We start from the raw sequence: 20318 nt of genomic DNA, 5'->3' as shown, positions 1-20318 counted from the left end.
ACTGATATGCAAAATATTGTAATTATTGGAGCAGGAGGTTTTGGACGTGAAGTAAAAACCATAATTGATGCAGTAAATAAGGTTGAGAAAATCTATAATTTTATTGGATATTATGATGATGGCATTGAAAAAGGTACTATGATAAATAATTTTCCTGTTTTAGGAAATCTTCATGATTTGAACTCCAGTTCTGAGCCAATTTCTGTTCTTTTAGGCATTGGAGATCCTACTACTAAAAGTAAGATTATAGCTAAATTATCTAGTGATAAAATAAATTTTCCTACGCTAATTCATCCTTCAGTTCAAATTTCAGAAGATGAGGTTACAATTTCTAAAGGTTGCATTATTTGTGGCGGAACCATAATCACTTGTAATATCGTGATTGGAAGTTTTGTAACATTAAATCTAATGTGTACCATTGGTCATGACACAATTATTGATGATTTTTCATCCTTTATGCCTTCAGTTAATATTTCAGGAGAAGTGCATATTCAAGAGAAAGTTTATGTGGGTACCGGAGCAAAAATTATAAATCAACTAACTATAGGAACAGGTACCATTGTTGGTGCCGGAGCCGTAGTTTCAAAAAGTTTACCAGATTATTGTACAGCAGTTGGAATACCTGCTAAACCTATAAAATTTCATAATCATGACTAAATCCAAAATATGGCTTTCTTCACCTCACATGGGTGGCACAGAACTAAAGTATATACATGAAGCTTTTGATAGTAATTGGGTTGCTCCATTAGGACCTAATGTAACTGGTTTTGAACAAGATTTAGAAAATTACATAGGAAATAATGCCTTTGTTGGTGCACTAAGTTCTGGTACTGCTGCACTACATTTAGGTTTGATTTTACTTGGCGTAAAAGCAGGAGATGAGGTTATTTGTCAGAGTATGACTTTTTCAGCTTCAGCAAATCCGATAGTTTATCAAGGCGCCACACCCATTTTTATTGATAGTGAGCTTGATACTTGGAATTTATGTCCCAACGCCTTGGAAACTGCCATAAAGGATAGAATTTCTAAAGGCAAAAAACCAAAAGCTATCATTGCTGTACATTTGTATGGAATGCCTTATAAGATTGATGAGGTGCGTAGTATAGCTAATAAATATGAAATTCCGATTCTTGAGGACAGTGCAGAGGCTTTAGGAAGTACTTATAATGGACAAAAATGTGGCACTTTTGGCGATATTAGTGTCTTGTCCTTCAATGGAAATAAGATAATTACTACCTCTGGAGGAGGAGCAATAGTTACAAAGAATATTGACTTGAAAAATAAAGCTATTTTTTTAGCTACTCAAGCAAGAGACAATGCACCACATTATCAGCATAGTGAAATTGGGTATAATTATAGGATGAGTAATATTAGCGCAGGAATAGGTAGAGGTCAAATGGAAATTTTAGATGATCACGTTGCTAAACGAAGAGCAATGCACGATTTTTATAAGAATATTTTTAAAGAAAATACTGCAATTACAGTTTTTTCTGAGCCGAATGAAAATTATTTTTCTAATCATTGGTTGTCTGCTATTACCATAAATTCTCCGTTAAATGAAGGTAAATCTAGAGAAGACTTGAGACTTTTGTTAGAAACTGAAAACATTGAAAGTCGTCCTTTATGGAAGCCTATGCATTTACAACCTGTTTTTAAGGATGCACCCTATTATGGAGGAACTATTTCCGAAAATTTGTTTGATACAGGTCTTTGTCTTCCTTCAGGCTCTAATTTGACGGATGATGAAAAAGAAAGAATAAAAAATGTTATAAATATTTTTTAAGATTTTTTTAAGAACTTTTTTTTCTTATTTTTACCATTATTAAAAAGAAGTATCCATTGAGAAACAATACCCAAAGAAATTTTTTTACGGATTTTTTTAAAACATTTTCTGATATCAATTTTGGATTTAGCTTTAAAAATTTGAGTTATTTGCCTCGATGGGTAATTCTATTGATTGATGTTTTTATTGTTTTAATATCAGGTGTTGTTACTTATTTTCTTTTTCAAGGGCTTAAATTAAATTACATTCCCAAAGAGCATCTTGCTATAGGAGCCATTTTATACCTTTTTGTTAATATCTTTTTCTTTTGGATTTACAGAACTTATTCTGGAATTATTAGGCACTCTTCCTACATTGATGCATTAAAATTGTTTTTTTCTCAGTTTTCTACATTTGTAGTGCTGCTTTTATTTAACTTTTTTGTTTTAATATTAGATAAGCCAAAATTGTATTTAACTACTGGTGCTTTTATTAATGCTGTTTTATCTTTTAGTTTTTTGTTTGTTTTTCGAATGATTGTTAAGCAAACTTTTGAACTACTATTCAAAGAAGCCAGTTCAGAAAAAAGAATGGCAGCTATTATTTATGGTTCAGATGCTAATGCCTCTGCAGTAGCTTCTGCATTGAAAGCCGAGACACCTGGAAGGTTTAAACTGGTTGGTTTTATTGATAAAAATAATCAGAATTCGACAAAAAGGATACTAGATCTTCCTATTTTTCAAATAAAGAAAAGTATTCCTGTTTTGATGCGTTCCAAAAAAGTTGAAGCTTTAATTATTGCTGATAAAAGCCTTACCAAAGAAGAACGTTCAACAATAGTAGATGAATGTATAGAATATGGATTTAAAGTATATACCCTTCCTGTAGTTTCTGATTGGGATGATGAAAAAGAAATTTCCAAAAATATTAAGAACTTTGAAATTCAAGACTTATTAGAACGAAAACCAATCGTTTTAAATACCGACAGCATTTCTTCTAAACTTAAAGGAAAATCAATTTTGGTTACTGGAGCAGCAGGTTCTATTGGTAGTGAAATTGTAAGACAAGTACTTCATTTTAATCCGAAGAAAATTATATTGTTGGATCAAGCAGAAACACCACTTCATTCTTTATCATTGGAAATTATAGGGTTAGGTTTGTCAGTTGAGGTGGTTAATGTTATTGCAGATGTTAGGGATTATGCAGTTTTAGAGAGATTGTTTATAACTTATCAACCCGATGTAGTTTATCATGCTGCTGCTTATAAACACGTTCCAATGATGGAAGAGAATCCTTCACAAGCTATTTTTACTAATGTTTTGGGAACAAAGAATGTTGCTGATTTGTCTAATAAATACCATGTGGAGCGTTTTGTGATGATTTCTACTGATAAAGCGGTAAATCCAAGCAGTATTATGGGAGCAAGTAAGCGAATTGCTGAAATGTATGTTCAATCGAAACATTTTAAACATTTAAAAAACAATTCAGAGCGTTATACGAAATTTATTACCACTAGATTCGGAAATGTATTAGGTTCAAATGGTTCAGTAGTTCCATTATTTACAAAACAAATTCAAGAAGGAGGTCCAATTACCATAACACATCCTGAAATCATTCGTTATTTTATGACTATTCCAGAAGCTTGTCAGCTTGTATTGGAAGCATGTTCAATGGGTAATGGAGGCGAAATTTTTATTTTTGATATGGGTAAACCAGTTAAAATTATTGATTTAGCAAAAAAAATGATTCGTTTGGCAGGATACCAACCTGATAAGGAGATTAAAATAAAAATTGTTGGATTGCGGCCAGGTGAAAAACTTTATGAAGAATTATTGAATGATTCTGCTCAAAATTTGACTACTCATCATGAAAAGATAACTATTGCGGTTGAGGTATGCGATGATTTTGAAATTGTTAGTCAACAAGTAGAAGAGTTGATAAGTATTTCTTATGGTGGCAACGCAGACATGATAGCTGCAAAAATGAAAAATATAGTTCCAGAGTATAAAAGTTTGAATTCTGTATTCCAAACTTTAGATATAGAAGTTAAAGACTCTTATGTTTACACCAAATAGAATGTAAATTGAATGGTTTTTAATATATTTGTCACCAATTAATTATATTTTTTTCGAATGAAAAACTATTTCTTTTATATATCAATAATTTTTCTGTTTCTTTTTTCTTCTTGTGTCTCTAAAAAAAAGTTTGTTTATCTTCAGGGTTCACAAGATTTTAGCAATATATCTACTAATTATGATCCAATAATTCAAAATGATGATTTGTTGTCTATTGTAGTTACTACTCAAGAGGTTGAGGCTGCGGCACCTTTTAATTTGCCTAATTATTTGGTTGATAATGAAGGTAAAATTGATTTTCCGGTTATTGGTAACATCCAAGTTTCTGGTTATTCTATAAAAGAGTTAAAAAGTATGCTAAAGCAAAAATTGGCAACTCATCTTATTGATCCTGTTGTAAATATAAAAATATTAAATTTTAAAGTAACTGTTTTAGGAGACGTAAGTCAGCCGGGAATAAAGTCGTTTAATAATCATAGAGTTACTTTATTTGATGCCATAGGTGCTTCAGGGGATTTATCTGTATTTGCAAAAAGATATAATATATTGATTGTAAGAGATATTCAAGGATTAAAAACCTTCAATAGAGTTGACATCACCAAAGCTGATTTTGTGAATTCACCATTTTATTACATGGATCAAAATGATTTAGTCTATGTAGAACAAAGGAAAGCCAAAATTGATACTACAGCATTGCCAAGTTTACCTTTATATGCCTCAATTTTTAGTTTATTGTTAACTGTTACTTTATTAGTAACTAAATAATAATTATGCAAAATTTATTGTCTCAAGAATCGAATTCAGAAGCACAAAATGAAGTTAATATAAAGGAACAAATCTTTAATTATCTTCAGTATTGGAAGTGGTTTGTATTAAGTGTTTTAGTTCTTCTAACTATCACTTTTGTATATTTAAGATATTATGTTGTAGAATATGGTGCTGCTTCTTCCATTTTGATAAAAGACGAAAAAAAAGGTGGTACTAGTGAGTTCTCTGCTTTTAGTGATTTGAATATTTTCTCAGGAAAGAATAATGTTGACAATGAGATTTTTATTTTAAAATCTAGACAATTATCTCAGGATGTTGTTAAAAAAATGGATTTAGATATCTCTTATTTTAGCGAAGGAAGAGTTGTTTTTAAAGAACTTTATACTGATTCACCAATAAAAGTTATTTTCACTGACAAAAAAGAGGATTATAATGAGAATTCGTTAAGCTTCGTTATTAGAGTTATTTCAAATAAACAATTTGAAGTAATGGATGTTGAAAAGAAGAATGCGAAGCGCTATAGTTTTGGTCAAAAAGTGCCTTCAACATTGGGTAGTTTTATAGTTAAATTAAATACTTATCCAATGCCTGAGAGTATTGTAGATATTATCGTTGTTAAATCTACCTTAGAAGGAAGGGCCAATGGGTTTAGAAGTAAGTTATCGGTATTTTCAGTTGAGAAAACCAATGTTATTAATTTAGGTATAACAGATCAAATTCCTCAAAGAAGTGTTGATTTTTTAAATGCATTAGTAGAACAATATAATGAAGATGCTGTTAGGGATAGAAATCAAGTTGCAGAGTTTACCAAAGAATTTATCAACAACCGATTAGACATCATTACGAAAGAATTAGGTGGTGTAGAAGGACAAGCCGAACAGTTTAAAAAAGACAAAGGATTAGTTAGTTTAGAGTCGGATGCTGGATTGAGTATTGGTGGTGCAGTTGATTACAATAAATCAATTCTGGCTATTGAAACAGATTTAAAAGTAAGAGATTTTCTATTAGATGAAATTAGAAAAACAAAAAAAGACGAATTGTTCCCTACAAATGTAGTATCAGCATCAGAAACTTCTTCTAATTATATTACAGAATACAACGCACTTGTTTTAGAAAAGAGAAGGTTATCCAAAAGTGCCACTGAATCCAATCCAAAAGTTAAAAATATTGATTTGAAGATTTCGGAGTTGAGAGACAATATCGTTCAAAGTCTATTAAGTAAAAAGAATGATATAGCTATACAAAAAAGAGATTTATTAAGACAACGTTATCTTTATAATGGAAAAGTTTATCAGGTTCCTACCAATGAACGAAATTATAATGAAATTGCAAGACAGCAAAATATCAAGCAATCTTTGTATTTATACCTTTTACAAAAACGAGAAGAAACAGAAATATCATTAGCGGTTACTTCTGCTAAAGCTAAAGTTATTGACAATGCTTATCTAACAGGACCAATTTCACTCAAGAAATCGATGTTCTATCTTGGAGCTTTCATTTTAGGATTATTGATTCCTTTTGGAGTGTTATTTCTAATTAATTTCTTTGATACTAAAATAAAATATCGTCAAGATATTGAAGGCAAAGTTTCTATTCCTTTCTTAGGTGACTTGCCAAAATCAGAGACTAATGAAGAAATTATTCAATCTAATAGTAGATCTAGTTCTGCAGAAGCGATTAGAATGATTAGAACCAATTTAGAGTTTATGCTCGCGCATGTTCCTGAAAATGCTTGTAAAACTATATTTGTAACATCATCATTACCTAAAGAAGGAAAAACATTTTGTGCCATTAATTTAGCAACTACAATTGCCTTATCAGGAAAAAAAGTCTTAATAATAGGTTTAGATATTAGAAATCCTAAATTAGATCAATATATTGAACTACCAGTAAAAGGAATTACAAATTATTTAACAAAACCAAACGAAGACATTAAGGATTATATTGTTAAAGTAAAAGATATTGATAATTTTTATGCATTACCTTCAGGTGTTATTCCGCCAAATCCTGTAGAGTTATTGATGAATGATAAATTAACGCTTTTATTTGATGAACTTAAAAAACAATATGATTATATAGTAGTTGATACTGCTCCTGTCAGTGTTGTTACAGATACTTTATTAATTGCCAAAAATGCGGATGCTTTTATTTATGTAATGCGTGCAAATTATCTAGACAAGCGAATGCTTAAGTTTGCTGAAACATTATATAAAGAGAATAAGTTGCCAAATATGTCTATAATTCTAAACGATACAGAAGTTAAGAAAACTTACGGTTATGGTTACGGTTATGGTTACGGTTATGGTTATGGTTACGGTTATGGTTACGGCTATGGAGTTGATGAAAAAGAATTAACGTTTATTCAAAAAATAAAAGCATTATTCGCTAAAAAGAAATAAACTTTATCAAGGTTTAAATAAAACATTGTTTTGAAAAGCTTCCTTTAAAGGATCAAGGTTTTTCAAAACAATTTTTTTATGAAATGATTCTACATGTTTCATGTGATGAACATCAGATCCTACAAAATCAATCATGTTATTTTTTAATAAATAGTCGGCTGTTTTGGCTACCATTGGGCCGTAATATCCTACTGATGATAGAAGATTGATTTGAAACAAACAACCTGCATGTTTCAACTTTTTATATTCTTGGAGGTTTTTGTGGTAAAAATTGTATCGTTCCGGATGAGCTAAAACCGGTTTGTAGCCAGCTACTTGCAAATCAAATATAATGTTGTACAACTGTAATGGTGCGTTAATGTATGACATTTCTACTAAGACAAAATTTTCTTTAAGTGTCAATAATTTTTCTTCTTGAAATAACTTTCTAAACTTATCGTCAAGCATATATTCTGCTGCAGCTTTAAACGGATTGTCTATAGTATTGTCTTTTAGGTGACTTAATGTCGTTGTAAGAGTATCTTCAATTTTAGTTTTAGAATTTTCCCAAACGTGTTCCATTACATGAGGAGTTGTAATGAAATTACAGAATCCTAACTTTTTTAATTCGTTTATCAATGTCAAGGTGTCTTCAATATCTTTTGATCCATCATCTATTGAAGGCAACAAATGCGAATGAATATCAGTATAATCATTAAGGATTATATCTTTGAGGTAGGTTGATTTTTTATTGAAGAAAAACAAAGTTTAAGATATTTTTTTACAAAGTAACAAATATTAATTAAAACAACAGAATTGCTCTATATAATTATGTTAAATTACTATATTTGTTTTTTTTTATACAGAGGTTAAATTTACCAATTTCTATAAAAATTTTCTAAAGAACTAAATGAAAGATAATCAGGAATCACAAAATTGGGATTTAATTATTAAAGGGCATTCTTCACTTTTCGATTTGAATTTTAGTGATTTGTGGAGGTACAGAGACTTACTAGCTATGTTTGTAAGAAGAGATTTTGTAAGCTTTTATAAACAAACTATTTTGGGACCATTATGGTTTTTTATTCAACCAATATTTACAACAATTGTATTTTCCTTTGTTTTTGGGAACTTAGCAGGAATTAGTACTGATGGTTTGCCGAAATTTCTATTTTACTTAACTGGAATCACCTCATGGAATTATTTTTCTGATTGTTTAACCAAAACCAGTACTGTATTTAGGGACAATGCTAATATTTTTGGAAAAGTATATTTTCCAAGATTGATAATGCCGATAAGTATTGTTGTAAGTAATTTAGTTCGCTTTGGAGTACAATTACTACTTATGGTATGCATGATGATTTATTTTTACTTTTTCCCAATACCAGGTACAAGCTTTGAAGTGACTTCTGGAATTTTTCTCTTTCCTCTTTTAGTGCTTTTAATGGCTCTTCTTGGATTAGGATTGGGATTGATAATTACTGCAATGACTACAAAATATAGAGATTTAACATTTTTAGTCACTTTTGGTGTTCAGTTGTTAATGTACGCCACAACTGTAATTTATCCACTAAGTTATGCTAGAGAAAAAGGTTACAGTACCTTAGTTGAACTAAATCCTATGACAGGTATAATTGAAGCTTTTCGATATGCATTTTTAGGAAAAGGTGAGTTTACTTTGGGAAGTATAGGATATTCAATTGTGGTTACATTAATCATATTATTCTTTGGAATTATAATTTTTAATAAAACAGAGAAAAATTTCGTTGATACAATATAATGGCTGAAACAATAATAAAAGTTGATGATTTATCTAAAGCCTACCAAATTGGACAGATTGGCTCAAGAACACTTTCTAAAGATATAGATCGTTTTTGGCAAACAAAAATTTTAGGTAAAGAAGACCCGTTTCTTAAAATTGGTGAAACCAATGATAGAAGTGTAAAAGGGACTAGTAATATTGTTTGGTCTTTAAAAGACATCAACTTTGAAGTAAATCAAGGTGATGCTGTTGGAATAATAGGAAAAAATGGAGCCGGAAAAAGCACATTATTAAAACTACTTTCTAGAGTTACAAGTCCTACAACAGGACAAATTAAAGTAAAAGGTAGAATTGCTAGTTTGCTTGAGGTAGGAACAGGTTTTCATCCCGAACTTTCAGGTAGAGAAAACATTTATTTAAATGGTGCAATTCTTGGTATGCGCAAAAAAGAAATCACCAAAAAATTAGACGAAATTATCGATTTTTCAGGAGTTGATAGATATGTAGATACACCAGTTAAACGTTATTCTTCTGGAATGTATGTTCGATTGGCTTTTGCTGTAGCTGCCCATTTAGAAAGTGAAATCCTAATTGTTGATGAAGTTTTAGCTGTTGGAGATGCCGAATTTCAGAAGAAATGTCTGGGTAAAATGGGCGATATTTCTAAAGGTGAAGGTAGAACTGTTTTATTTGTTAGCCACAACATGGCAGCTGTAAAAAGTTTGTGTAATACAGGAATAGTTTTAGAAAACGGTCAAATTGTAACTAGTGGTTCTATTGATAATGTTGTTTCTAGATATATGAATAATACATCTTCAGAAAACAATTTCGAACAAGTTGCAGATAGAAAAGGAAGTGGATTGATTCAATTTAAAAATGCAATAATTTTCGGAAACCATGAAGCAACTAACCCTTTTTCAGGTTCTTCAATGACCATTAAAATAAATTTGAAAAATCCTCATAAAATTAAGCAAAGTAGAATTAGATTTGATATGAGAATTGATGATGATTTTGGTCAAAGATTGTGTTGGATAAGTTCCATTTTGAAAAATATTGAATATCAACAAAATTTTGATGCTATAGAAATACAATTTCCAAGAAATCATTTTAATGCAGGTCGATATTATGGAACAATATATATGACGGTTGATGACGAATGCGTAGATTGGATAGATAATGCTTTCGTATTTGACGTTGAAGAAGGAGATTTCTTTAACAATGGTAAGGTTGTACCTTCTAATCAAAGCAAATTGCTTTTTGATTTTAATTTAAAATATTAAGAATGAAGAAAACAGTATATAAAGCTTTAAAAAGACTTGGTTATACTATAACTAATGATGATAAGAGAAAGCTTGAAATTAGCAATCAAGTTAAAGAGTTCGGAATTCTTTCTGATGTAAATAATATTGTTTTTCGCTCTATGAAATGGATTAAAGAACTAAAAGAGTTCTATCCAGAGTTGAAATTAGAATCAGAAAAAAATGGTGTTATTGTACAATTCAATAATCTAAAGTTTTTTATCGAATCTCCAGAAGAGTTCTACATACTAAGTGAAGTATTTGTAGAAAAAGACTATAATTTTTTATCAAATGATAATTTTGTCGTTTTCGATATCGGAATGAATATTGGTACAAGCTCTTTGTTTTTCTCTAAAATGGAAAATGTTCATAAAGTATATTCTTTCGAACCAGCACTAATAACATACAACCAAGCAAAATATAATTTTGATTTAAATCCAGAATTTTCAAATAAAATCGAAGCCTTTAATTTTGGTTTGGGTGGAAGTACTAGAGTTGAAAAAGTTTTTTTTGATCATCAAGCCAAAGGAAATTGTGGTATCCGATTAGAATTAAGTCCGAGTATAAATCTTAATCGGGCAGTAGAGATCGATATCCCAATAAAAGATGTCCAAACGATTATTCCTAGTTTGATTGAAAAGCATACCGACAAAAAGATTTTTTTCAAAATCGATTGTGAGGGAGCAGAATATGAAATTATTGAAAGATTAAGCGAACAAAAAATATTTAATTTTATTGATTATCTAGTCATAGAATGGCATGATAAAGGTGCCACTTCCATAGAGAAAATCTTACTAGCAAACAATTTTAATGTTATTTCAAGAAATTTAGGTTCTATTTCAGGCATCATTTATGCAATAAAAAAAGTTTAAATTGAATGCTAAAGTTTCCATAATAATTCCCACTTTTAACCGGGCTCATCTTATAGGTGAAACACTCGATAGTATTCTGCAACAAACTTTTCAAAATTGGGAATGTTTAATTGTTGACGATGGTTCTACAGATGAAACAAAGAAATTTATTGAAACTTATTCTAAAAAAGACGCTCGTTTTGTTTATTTATCAAGACCTGAAAATTTAAAAAAAGGAGCCAATTCTTGTAGAAATTATGGCTATTCAAATTCTAATGGTGTTTATATAAAATGGCTCGATAGCGATGATATTTTGCTTCCAAAAGCTCTAGAAAATCAATATAATTTGTTTTCAAATGGTGTTACAGATGTTGTAGTTTCTAAATTGGAATTTATTGATTTTGAAACAAAAAATAGGATTAAAATTAATGCAATTCAATCAGATGATTTGATTTATGATTACTTTATCGGTAAAATCGCGTTCTATGTTTCAGGACCATTGTGGAAAAAGTCATTTTTAGAGAAACAAGCAGTTTTATTTGACGAAAAAATTTCAAATCTAGACGATTGGGATTTTAATCTTAGAATGTTATATAAAAGCCCAAAGATACTATTTGATGACACTCTTGTAGTTCAATATAGAATTCACCATGATTCTCTTACAAGTGAGATTTTGAAGCTGAATCACAAAGAGTTAAAGTCTGAGTTGTTAGCTAGGGACAAACATTTATTACTTATAAAAGAAAATAAGTTAGCCAATTATTCATCATTCCAAGTATATTCTAAAGACCGATCTAAATTTATTCTTCGAGAAGTTTTGTTTCATAAGAAGAAGCATAAAACATATTATCTCAAACATTTATTAATGAGTCAATACCGATCCAACAATTTTTTAGAAATTCCAAAAACAATTTTCGCCTACTTACTTTTTAGACTTTTTAATGTTGGTTTCAAATATCTTTAAGTAATGAAAATCCTATTCATATCAATGCCTTCAGTTCACGTAATTCGTTGGGTTGAGAATTTAAAAGATTCTGAACACGAATTGTTTTGGTTTGATGTTTTAGGAAAAGGTAAACTGCAAACTATAGATTCGGTACAACAATTTACCAATTGGAAAAACAGAAAATTACCATATCTAAAAGGAGAGCATTTTTTTAACAAAAACTTTCCAAATGTTTATGATAAATGGAATTCATGGGTTGAGGTTACGGCTAATCAAGCTCTTGAAAAAATTATTTTGCAGATTAAACCTGATGTTATTCATAGTTTTGAAATGCAAAGTTGTAGCTATCCAATTTTAAAAACAATGAATAAATATCCTTCAATAAAATGGATTTATTCTTGTTGGGGAAGTGATTTATTCTATTATCAAAACGATGATAGTCATATTGGTAAAATAAAAAACGTTCTAAAAAGAGTAAATTTTATTCACACCGATTGCAATAGAGATTATCATTTAGCAGTAAAATTAGGTTTTATTGGAAAACATTTGGGCGTAATTCCTGGTGGAACTGGCTTTAACCTAGAAGAATTGAGTGATTTAAAACTTCCTATTTCCGAAAGGAAAATTATTCTAGTAAAAGGTTACCAACATTTATTTGGAAGAGCTATGCCAGTAGTAAATGCTCTTGAAAGTATTTTATCTACAATAGAAAATTATAAAGTAGTAATTTATGGAGCTCACAATAAGGTTCTTAATTATGTTAATGAGAAAAAATTACCTTTTGAAGTTTTTGATAGAAACGCTTTAAGTCACCAACAAGTTTTAGAACTGATGGGAAAATCAATCATAGCTATAGGGAACAGTATTTCAGACGGCATGTCCAATACGCTTTTGGAAGCTATCGTAATGGGAGCTTTTCCAATTCAGTCTAATCCTGGTGGTGTTTCTGCTGAAATTATTTCGAATAATGAAAACGGATTTTTAATTGAAAATCCTAATGATATCACAGCAATTGCTAATTTAATTCTAAAGGCTTTAAATGATTTTGAATTACTTCAAAACGCTAATGATAAAAATACTATTTTAGCAGAAGAAAGATTAAGTTTCGAATTTAATAAAATGAAAGTTAAAGAATTGTATTCTTCTTTTTAGGAGAGATTGAATTTCAAAATAGTAGCACAATGAGGCATTTATACAAGAAAATAAAGAATCGATATTATTGGGGTGAACGCTTATTAAATGATCCAGTTTTGGTTGATGCCAAAGAAAAAAGCCGTCAAGAAATAGAAAAAAAACCTTCTAGAACCGATATTATCAATCATATAGTTCAATTTTTAGACAATGAAGATTTAAATTATCTTGAAATAGGTGTGAGAAATCCGGAAGATAATTTTAATAAAATCATAGCCAAAAACAAATATAGTGTTGACCCTGGAGTTGAATTCAAAACCAATCCTGTAGATTTTCAGTTAACTAGTGACGCCTTTTTTGAAGCACTAAAACAAGGTGAAATTTTAGATAAAGATAAAAAGTTTGATGTGGTTTTTATTGATGGATTGCATCTTGCTGAACAAGTAGAACGTGATATTCAAAATGCATTGCAATTTCTTGAGCCAAATGGTTTTATAATTCTTCACGATTGCAATCCGCCAACTGAAATTCATGCTCGAGAAAATTATTATTTTAGACTTTCGCCTGCAATGGATTATTGGAACGGAACCACATGGAAAGCCTTTTATAAATTCAGACAATCCGATAAAGTGTACAGCTGTTGCATTGATACCGATTGGGGAATTGGGATTATTTCAAATAAAATAAATATTGGTTCTCCAACTTCTGTCAAAAATCCATTTTTTGAATATAATGTTCTTGATCAAAATAGAAAAGACAGTTTGAACCTAGTATCTTTCGATTTTTTTAAATCAATTTTAGAGCAATCAAAAGCTTACTAAATTGTAATTTATGGGTAAAAACAACTTCGATTTTTTACGTTTGCTTTTTGCAACTTTCGTAATCATTACGCACTCTTATCCTTTGTCAGGAAATATAGAATGTGATTGGCTTTGCGAAATCACAAATAGTAAAATGTTGTTTTCCTATTTGGGCGTAAGAGGTTTTTTTATCATTAGTGGTTACTTGATTTTCCAAAGTTTATTACGAAGTAAAGGATTAGTTGACTATTATTGGAAACGATTTTTAAGACTTTTTCCTGCTTTATTGGTTGTTTTATTATTAACCGTTATTTTAGCACCGCTAGTATACGATTCAAATGTAAGTTATTTAAGTAATCCTTCTATTTACTCGTACGTTTATAAAAACATGTCGCTTTATCGATTGCAATATACCATTCCTGGAGTGTTTGAAAACAATATTTATGGTAGCGCAATTAACGGTTCTTTATGGACTATATGCTATGAGTTTTCAATGTATTTATTATTGTCAGCATTGATACTATTTAGGTCAAATCTAAAAATTTTGCGATTGCTTTTAGTTTTGCTATTAGTTGCTTTCGGAATATTTTTTTTCTTTTTTAAAGCCAATTATGAATTCACATTCTATCAATTATCAAGTGGTTTATTATCCGATTTAGGAATCTATTTTTTAGCTGGCTCATTCTTTGCTTCTATTCATTTTGAAAAATTAAAATCAATTAAGCTATTACTACTGGTGTCATTTATAATTTTAGCTTTAAATGAATTATTTATAGATGATTTCTCTCTTATTAGGTTTGTATTTTTACCTATTTTAGTCATTGGTTTTGGACTGCAATCCACTAAATTTATAAGTAGTATAAATGAAAAAATAGGCGATATTTCTTATGGAATTTATATTTATGGATTTCCTGTGCAACAAACGTTAATGCATTATTATAAGTTTTCTCCAACAATTTTAACATTACTTTCAATTCCAATTACAGTGGTTTTTGCTTTTGCATCATGGCATTTGATTGAAAAAAAAGCGTTGAGTTTTAAAAAAATTAATCCTTTAGAATTGGTTAGTGGACTTTTTCTAAAACCTCAAAAAAAGTAAATGATGCTAGCGATTATAATTCCCTATTATAAATTATCCTTTTTTGAAGAAACACTGAATTCACTTTCTAATCAAACAGATAAACGATTTAAAGTATATTTAGGTGATGACGCTAGCCCTGAGAATCCTACCTATTTATTAGAAAAATTTAATGGAAAATTTGAATATCAATATGTTAAATTTGATACCAATGAAGGTAGAATGTCTTTGGTAAATCAATGGCATAGATGTATTGATTTAGCCAATGAAGATTGGATTATGATTCTAGGCGATGATGATATTCTTTCACATAATTTAGTTGCAGATTTTTATAAGAATTTACCTGAAATTGAATCGTATAAGTCTAATGTTGTGCGTTTTTCAACTAAGATTATTGATGGTTCAGGAAAATTAATTTCAGATACTTACAATCATCCAAAAACAGAAACGGCTATCGAATTTTTGTGTAGAAAATTTTCTAAACAAACCCGAAGTTCTTTGAGTGAACACATTTTTAAAAGAGCTATGGTTGTCGAAAAAAGATTTCGAAATTTTCCATTAGCATGGCATTCCGATGATATGGCAGTTATAGATTTTTCTGAATCTAATAATATTTATTCCATAAATTCTTCATTTGTATCGGTAAGAGTATCTGAAATTAGTTTAACTGGTGATGAACAATTTATGAAAGTTAAGAACGAAGCCACTTTTCAATTTTGTGGTGTTTTATTCAAAGAATATGCCACTAGTTTTTCAAAAATTCAAAAGAAAATTATTCTTAAAAAACTGGAAATGGCCTATTTTAATATCCCATCATTCAACAATTATTTGGTTATTTCTTCTTATTATTGCAATAGAATTGGGCTTGTTGATTGTTTCAAATTTCAATTCCGACTTTTCAAAGTTTTTATAATTTCAGTTTTAGAGAAATTACATCTGCTTGGTTTGGTGCAAAAAGTATTTTTTTTAAAAAAGTAGCCCCATGAAAAATTTCTTTTTAGTGATTCCAACTAGAGACCGACTGACTTATTTGTCGGATTTATTATTGGACCTTAATGATTTTAAAGACTATATTTCACAAGTTATAATAATAGACCAAAGCAGTGTTTCTATAAAAAGTGATGTAGAAAAACTTCAGTTAAATTATTCTTTTGAGTTTGTTGAAAGTGATAGAGCTAATTCGGTGAATCATTCTAGAAATTTAGCTTTGAAATATTATAAAGAGGAAGAATGGTTGTTTTTTTTAGATGACGATTTGAGGATTTCTCCAATAGCTTTTCAAAAAATAATTGAAAATTTAAAACCCAATATTATTGATGTTTTAATTCCCGGAATCCAATTTGAAGGAATGGATAAGGAATTTAGATACCATTCGGTTTTAGATACCATTGCAAAACCTAAAAATTTTTCAAAACCGCGATTTAGATTGCAAGTGTGTTCTGGTTTGAATATAGTAAAATCTATAGTATTTAAAGACGCTGGATTTCTCTTTGATGAAAAATTTACAATTTGGGGAGACGATTGGGATTATGGAATGCGTCTACTTCAAGCTGGAGCAATGATTTATTACCAACCTGATATTTTAGTCGAACATCTCGGCGCACCTTCAGGAGGTCAAAGAGATAAAGGCAAAACATTAAATATTGAATTAGAAAAGCAAAAATTATATTTCTATTTTTATAAAAAACATTTCACCAATCAAGTGTTAAAACAAGAATATTACATTGCCTTGATAAATGGATTGAATTATTTTTTAAAAACTGGAAGTATAAGCAAACTTAAATGTACTTTTAAAAGTTATCGATTGGCAAATGCCATAAAATAAACATGCGAATAGGTTTTAATCCACATAAAGACCAAAAAAGAAAAACCAATGACTTTTTTCATCAGGTAATAATTCCTGTTTATATTCCCAATCAAGAATCTTATTTTAAAGATAGTTTAGAATTACTAAAGTATTGTTTGAACTCCTTAATTCTCACTTCACACTCAAAAACCTATTTTACAATAGTTGCTAATGGATGTTGTGTTGAAGTTCGAGATTATCTTGATAAATTATTTAGCGAAAATAAAATCCATGAAATTATTCATACCACAGCTATAGGAAAGTTGAATGCAGTTTTAAAAGGAATTGTAGGTCATGATTTTCCATTAGTAACAATTTCAGATGCCGACGTTTTATTTTTAAACAGATGGCAATCAGAAACGTATGATGTTTTTAATGCGTTTCCAAAAGCTGGTGCCGTGAGTACAACACCAAATTCCAAAATGGTGAAACATTTTACGTCATCCATTTTTATTGATACACTATTTTCAAAAAAAGTTCAATTTTCTGCAGTAGAAAATCCAATTGCAATGCAATCATTTGCTGAAAGCATTGGAAATTTAACTTTTTTCAAAAAAGTTCATTTAAAAAAGTATGTAACAGTAACTTCTCAAAATAATACAAAAGCAGTTATTGGTGCAGGACATTTCGTTGCCACTTATCGAGGTGAAATTTTTAATAGTATAAAAAATAAATATTCAAATTATAGTTTGGGAGGTGATAGTGAAATTGCTTTTTTAGATAAACCGGTTCAAGAAAATAATTTGTGGCGATTATCTACAATTAATAATTTTACATATCACTTAGGAAATACCAAAGAAGACTGGATGCAAGCTACTTTTGATTCCATTCAAAATGAAACTCATGATGAAGTTAAAGCTCCAACAATTTTTTCTAGTAAATCCAATAAATTTTTATATTGGTTAAAAGTTAATTTTTTAGGTAAAATTTTATTTAAAAAAGAAATTTGGAGATTATTTCTTCAGTACAAAGGATTGTCAAAAAGTGAAGCTAAAGACTATTAATATGAAGACAATAGCTATAATACCAGCAAGAGGCGGTTCTAAAAGATTACCTAACAAAAATATAATGATGTTGAGTGGAATTCCGTTGTTAGCTCATAGTATTTTGTATGCACAAAAACATAGTTTTATAGATGAGGTAATCGTCTCTACAGATAGTTTGCAAATTCAAGAAGTAGCTTTAAATTATGGCGCAAAAGTTATCATTCGTCCCGATAATTTATCTGGAGATTTTGAACCAACAGTGACCGCTTTAAAACACGTTTTAGAACATCATGAAAAAGTAGAGAACGTAATTTTATTACAAGCTACTAATCCATTAAGACCTGAAAATCTATTGGAAGAAGCTTTTACTTTTTTTGAAAAACAAGAATTGGATAGTTTATTTACAGTTAGTAGAAATAGTCATAAATTAGGAAAAATAACCAATAGTAAGTTTATTCCATTCAATTATGAAATTGGTCAAAGAAGTCAAGACCTAGAACCACTTTTTTATGAAAATGGCTTGTTGTACATTAGCAAAGCCAACTTGATTATGGAGCATAAAATTATATCTAATGAAGCCTTTCCTTTTGTAGTAAATCATCCATTTGCTTCTGTAGATATTGATACACAAGATGATTTTGAATATGCAGATTATTTAATAAATAAAAAATAATGAACACGAATTATATAGAAATAGCTGGTAGAAAAGTAGGACCTGATTTTCCGCCTTTAGTAATCGCAGAAATTGGTATTAATCACGAAGGTTCGTTACAAACAGCCAAAGAAATGGTCGATGCGGCGCATAGAGCAGGAGTTGAAGTTGTTAAACATCAAACCCATATCGTAGTTGATGAGATGAGTGGTGCTGCCAAAAAAGTTATTCCCGGAAATGCCGATGTTTCTATTTATGAAATAATGGATCGTTGTTCACTAAATGAAAGCGACGAACTAGAACTCAAAAAGTATGTTGAAAGTAAAGGAATGATTTTCATTTCGACACCATTCTCAAGAGCTGCTGCAGAAAGATTAAGAAAGTTTGATATTCCTGCATACAAGATAGGTTCTGGAGAATGTAATAATTATCCTTTGCTAGAGCACATTTGTACTTTTGGCAAACCTGTAATTTTAAGTACTGGAATGAATACTATTGAAAGTGTTAGAAAAGCGGTTGCCATTTTTGATAAACATAAAATACCTGTTGCTTTATTACATACTACAAATTTATATCCTACACCAATACATTTGGTTCGTTTTGGTGCTATGACGCAACTTCATGAAGCATTTCCAGATAAAGTTTTCGGATTGAGTGATCATACATTAAATAATAATGCTTGTATAGGAGCTGTTGCTTTGGGAGCTAGTATTTTAGAACGACATTTTACAGATCACATGCAACGAACTGGACCAGATATTGTATGTAGTATGGACGAGAAGGCTTGCGCCGAGCTAATAATTTCTTCAAATGAAATATGGCAAATGCGTGGCGGAACTAAAGAACCAGCTAAAGAAGAACAAGTTACAATCGACTTTGCTTTTGCAACAGTTTGCGCTATTGCAGATATTCAAAAAGGTGAAGTTTTTACCAAAGAAAATATTTGGGTTAAACGACCAGGAACAGGTAAGATATTAGCCGAAAATTTCAATGATTTATTAGGAAAAAAAGCCACAAGAGCTATTCAAAATGATGAACAATTAGATTTTACTGATTTTGAATAATTTAAAAAAATTACTTTCCTTACCCGTAACACTTGCCGATTTTGGAAATGTAAATAGCGCAGTATTATTTCGTGATTTCTTAAAAAATGATTATGTATAGTTGTCAATCATCAAAAAAATGGAGATTTATTGTTTAAATAATGAAAATAACAAAAATCAAGACTAATGATGAAACTAAAAAAAACAATAAAGAAAACATTAAGCAAATTAATGCCAAAAGGACATGCGAAAGAAAAGATAAAATTATTTTATTATAATTTTTCAAAACCAAATAAAACGAATTTTTCGATAGAAAAAAAAGAAGATAAAACAATTTTTAAAACAACTTTTGATGGTGTTTCAATTTATACTAATGAAGGGTTATATCCAATAGTTCCAGATTTTGCATACTACCAACATTTTTATAAAACAAAGTCTGGTGATATTGTTATTGATGCTGGTGCAAATGTTGGTCATCTATCAATTTATTTTTCAAAAAAAGTTGAAAAGAATGGTATGATTCATTGTTTTGAACCTGATAAGTTTAATAATGAATTATTTAATCAAAATATTAAATTAAACGTTGATTTAAATGATAATATTAAAATATATGATTTATTACTTTGGGATAAAAATGAAGAAATTGATTTTGAAGAAGCAGGTACAGTAGGTTCTTCGGCAGTATGGTTTTCAGGTAATAATGCAGTTGTAAAAAAACAAGCTGTAACAATAGACAGTTGGGCAAAAGAAAACAATATAAAAAAATTAGACTTTGTTAAAATGGATATTGAAGGTGCAGAAATTGAGGCATTAAATGGAACTATCGAAACAATACAAACCTTAAAACCAAATTTTGCAATTGCAACTTATCATTTTGTTAATGGTGAACCAACATACATTAAAGTAGAAGAGTTTTTTAAAAAATTAAATTATCCATATAAA

The 20318-nt window shown here is 29.6% G+C and carries 19 protein-coding genes; 18 read left to right on the top strand and 1 reads right to left on the bottom strand.

Annotation, left to right across the window (positions count from 1 at the left end; genetic code table 11):
• The first annotated feature begins 6 nt into the window (after positions 1-6).
• The 5 genes from ACYU7A_RS02905 to ACYU7A_RS02885 are packed head-to-tail and all read left to right on the top strand — an operon-like array spanning position 7 to position 7004.
• Positions 7-657, top strand: a complete 651-nt coding sequence (locus ACYU7A_RS02905; protein ID WP_460574111.1) for an acetyltransferase — start codon at positions 7-9, stop codon at positions 655-657.
• The gene (locus ACYU7A_RS02900) at positions 650-1783 is read left to right on the top strand and encodes a DegT/DnrJ/EryC1/StrS family aminotransferase (protein WP_460574110.1); all 1134 of its coding nucleotides are present in this window, start codon (positions 650-652) and stop codon (positions 1781-1783) included. The genes ACYU7A_RS02905 and ACYU7A_RS02900 overlap by 8 nt, the downstream gene beginning before the upstream one ends.
• Before the next feature lie 56 nt (positions 1784-1839).
• On the top strand, positions 1840-3837 hold the full coding sequence (locus tag ACYU7A_RS02895) for a polysaccharide biosynthesis protein (protein WP_460574109.1): 1998 nt from the start codon (positions 1840-1842) through the stop codon (positions 3835-3837).
• A gap of 57 nt (positions 3838-3894) precedes the next feature.
• Positions 3895-4602: a polysaccharide biosynthesis/export family protein gene (locus tag ACYU7A_RS02890; protein ID WP_460574108.1), complete on the top strand. Its 708-nt coding sequence runs from the start codon at positions 3895-3897 to the stop codon at positions 4600-4602.
• A 5-nt stretch (positions 4603-4607) separates the two neighbouring features.
• Positions 4608-7004, top strand: a complete 2397-nt coding sequence (locus ACYU7A_RS02885; protein ID WP_460574107.1) for a GumC family protein — start codon at positions 4608-4610, stop codon at positions 7002-7004.
• Between the two features lie 6 nt (positions 7005-7010).
• On the opposite strand, the gene ACYU7A_RS02880 is transcribed toward ACYU7A_RS02885, so the two are convergent.
• Entirely contained in the window at positions 7011-7748 is a 738-nt protein-coding gene (locus ACYU7A_RS02880) for a tyrosine-protein phosphatase (RefSeq protein WP_460574106.1), read from the bottom strand.
• 145 nt (positions 7749-7893) lie between these two features.
• Between ACYU7A_RS02880 and ACYU7A_RS02875 the strand changes: the two genes are divergently transcribed.
• From ACYU7A_RS02875 to ACYU7A_RS02815, 13 genes are all read left to right on the top strand, one after another.
• Complete coding sequence (locus tag ACYU7A_RS02875; RefSeq protein ID WP_460574105.1) at positions 7894-8763, top strand: ABC transporter permease; 870 nt, start codon at positions 7894-7896, stop codon at positions 8761-8763.
• On the top strand, positions 8763-10025 hold the full coding sequence (locus ACYU7A_RS02870) for an ABC transporter ATP-binding protein (protein ID WP_460574104.1): 1263 nt from the start codon (positions 8763-8765) through the stop codon (positions 10023-10025). The genes ACYU7A_RS02875 and ACYU7A_RS02870 overlap by 1 nt, the downstream gene beginning before the upstream one ends.
• A 2-nt stretch (positions 10026-10027) precedes the next feature.
• Complete coding sequence (locus tag ACYU7A_RS02865) at positions 10028-10915, top strand: FkbM family methyltransferase (RefSeq protein WP_460574103.1); 888 nt, start codon at positions 10028-10030, stop codon at positions 10913-10915.
• Between the two features lies 1 nt (position 10916).
• Complete coding sequence (locus ACYU7A_RS02860) at positions 10917-11858, top strand: glycosyltransferase family 2 protein (protein ID WP_460574102.1); 942 nt, start codon at positions 10917-10919, stop codon at positions 11856-11858.
• A 3-nt stretch (positions 11859-11861) separates the two neighbouring features.
• Positions 11862-12992, top strand: coding sequence for a glycosyltransferase (locus ACYU7A_RS02855; protein ID WP_460574101.1), 1131 nt, complete (start codon positions 11862-11864; stop codon positions 12990-12992).
• Positions 12993-13021: 29 nt separating this feature from the next.
• The gene (locus tag ACYU7A_RS02850; RefSeq protein ID WP_460574100.1) at positions 13022-13792 is read left to right on the top strand and encodes a class I SAM-dependent methyltransferase; all 771 of its coding nucleotides are present in this window, start codon (positions 13022-13024) and stop codon (positions 13790-13792) included.
• Positions 13793-13802: 10 nt separating this feature from the next.
• Complete coding sequence (locus ACYU7A_RS02845; protein ID WP_460574099.1) at positions 13803-14870, top strand: acyltransferase family protein; 1068 nt, start codon at positions 13803-13805, stop codon at positions 14868-14870.
• Positions 14871-14873: 3 nt separating this feature from the next.
• Positions 14874-15827: a glycosyltransferase family 2 protein gene (locus ACYU7A_RS02840; protein ID WP_460574098.1), complete on the top strand. Its 954-nt coding sequence runs from the start codon at positions 14874-14876 to the stop codon at positions 15825-15827.
• A gap of 4 nt (positions 15828-15831) precedes the next feature.
• On the top strand, positions 15832-16674 hold the full coding sequence (locus ACYU7A_RS02835) for a glycosyltransferase family 2 protein (protein WP_460574097.1): 843 nt from the start codon (positions 15832-15834) through the stop codon (positions 16672-16674).
• Between the two features lie 2 nt (positions 16675-16676).
• Complete coding sequence (locus ACYU7A_RS02830; protein WP_460574096.1) at positions 16677-17699, top strand: glycosyltransferase family 2 protein; 1023 nt, start codon at positions 16677-16679, stop codon at positions 17697-17699.
• 1 nt (position 17700) lies between these two features.
• Positions 17701-18354: an acylneuraminate cytidylyltransferase family protein gene (locus ACYU7A_RS02825; RefSeq protein WP_460574095.1), complete on the top strand. Its 654-nt coding sequence runs from the start codon at positions 17701-17703 to the stop codon at positions 18352-18354.
• A complete protein-coding gene (neuB, locus tag ACYU7A_RS02820; RefSeq protein ID WP_460574094.1) occupies positions 18354-19397 on the top strand; it encodes an N-acetylneuraminate synthase in 1044 nt (347 codons plus the stop codon). The genes ACYU7A_RS02825 and neuB overlap by 1 nt, the downstream gene beginning before the upstream one ends.
• A 165-nt stretch (positions 19398-19562) precedes the next feature.
• Positions 19563-20318 (top strand): FkbM family methyltransferase (locus ACYU7A_RS02815; RefSeq protein WP_460574093.1); only part of this gene is annotated, 756 nt, incomplete at its 3' end.

Source organism: Flavobacterium koreense (genome assembly GCF_054776075.1).
This window is presented reverse-complemented; position numbering and strand designations above follow the sequence as displayed.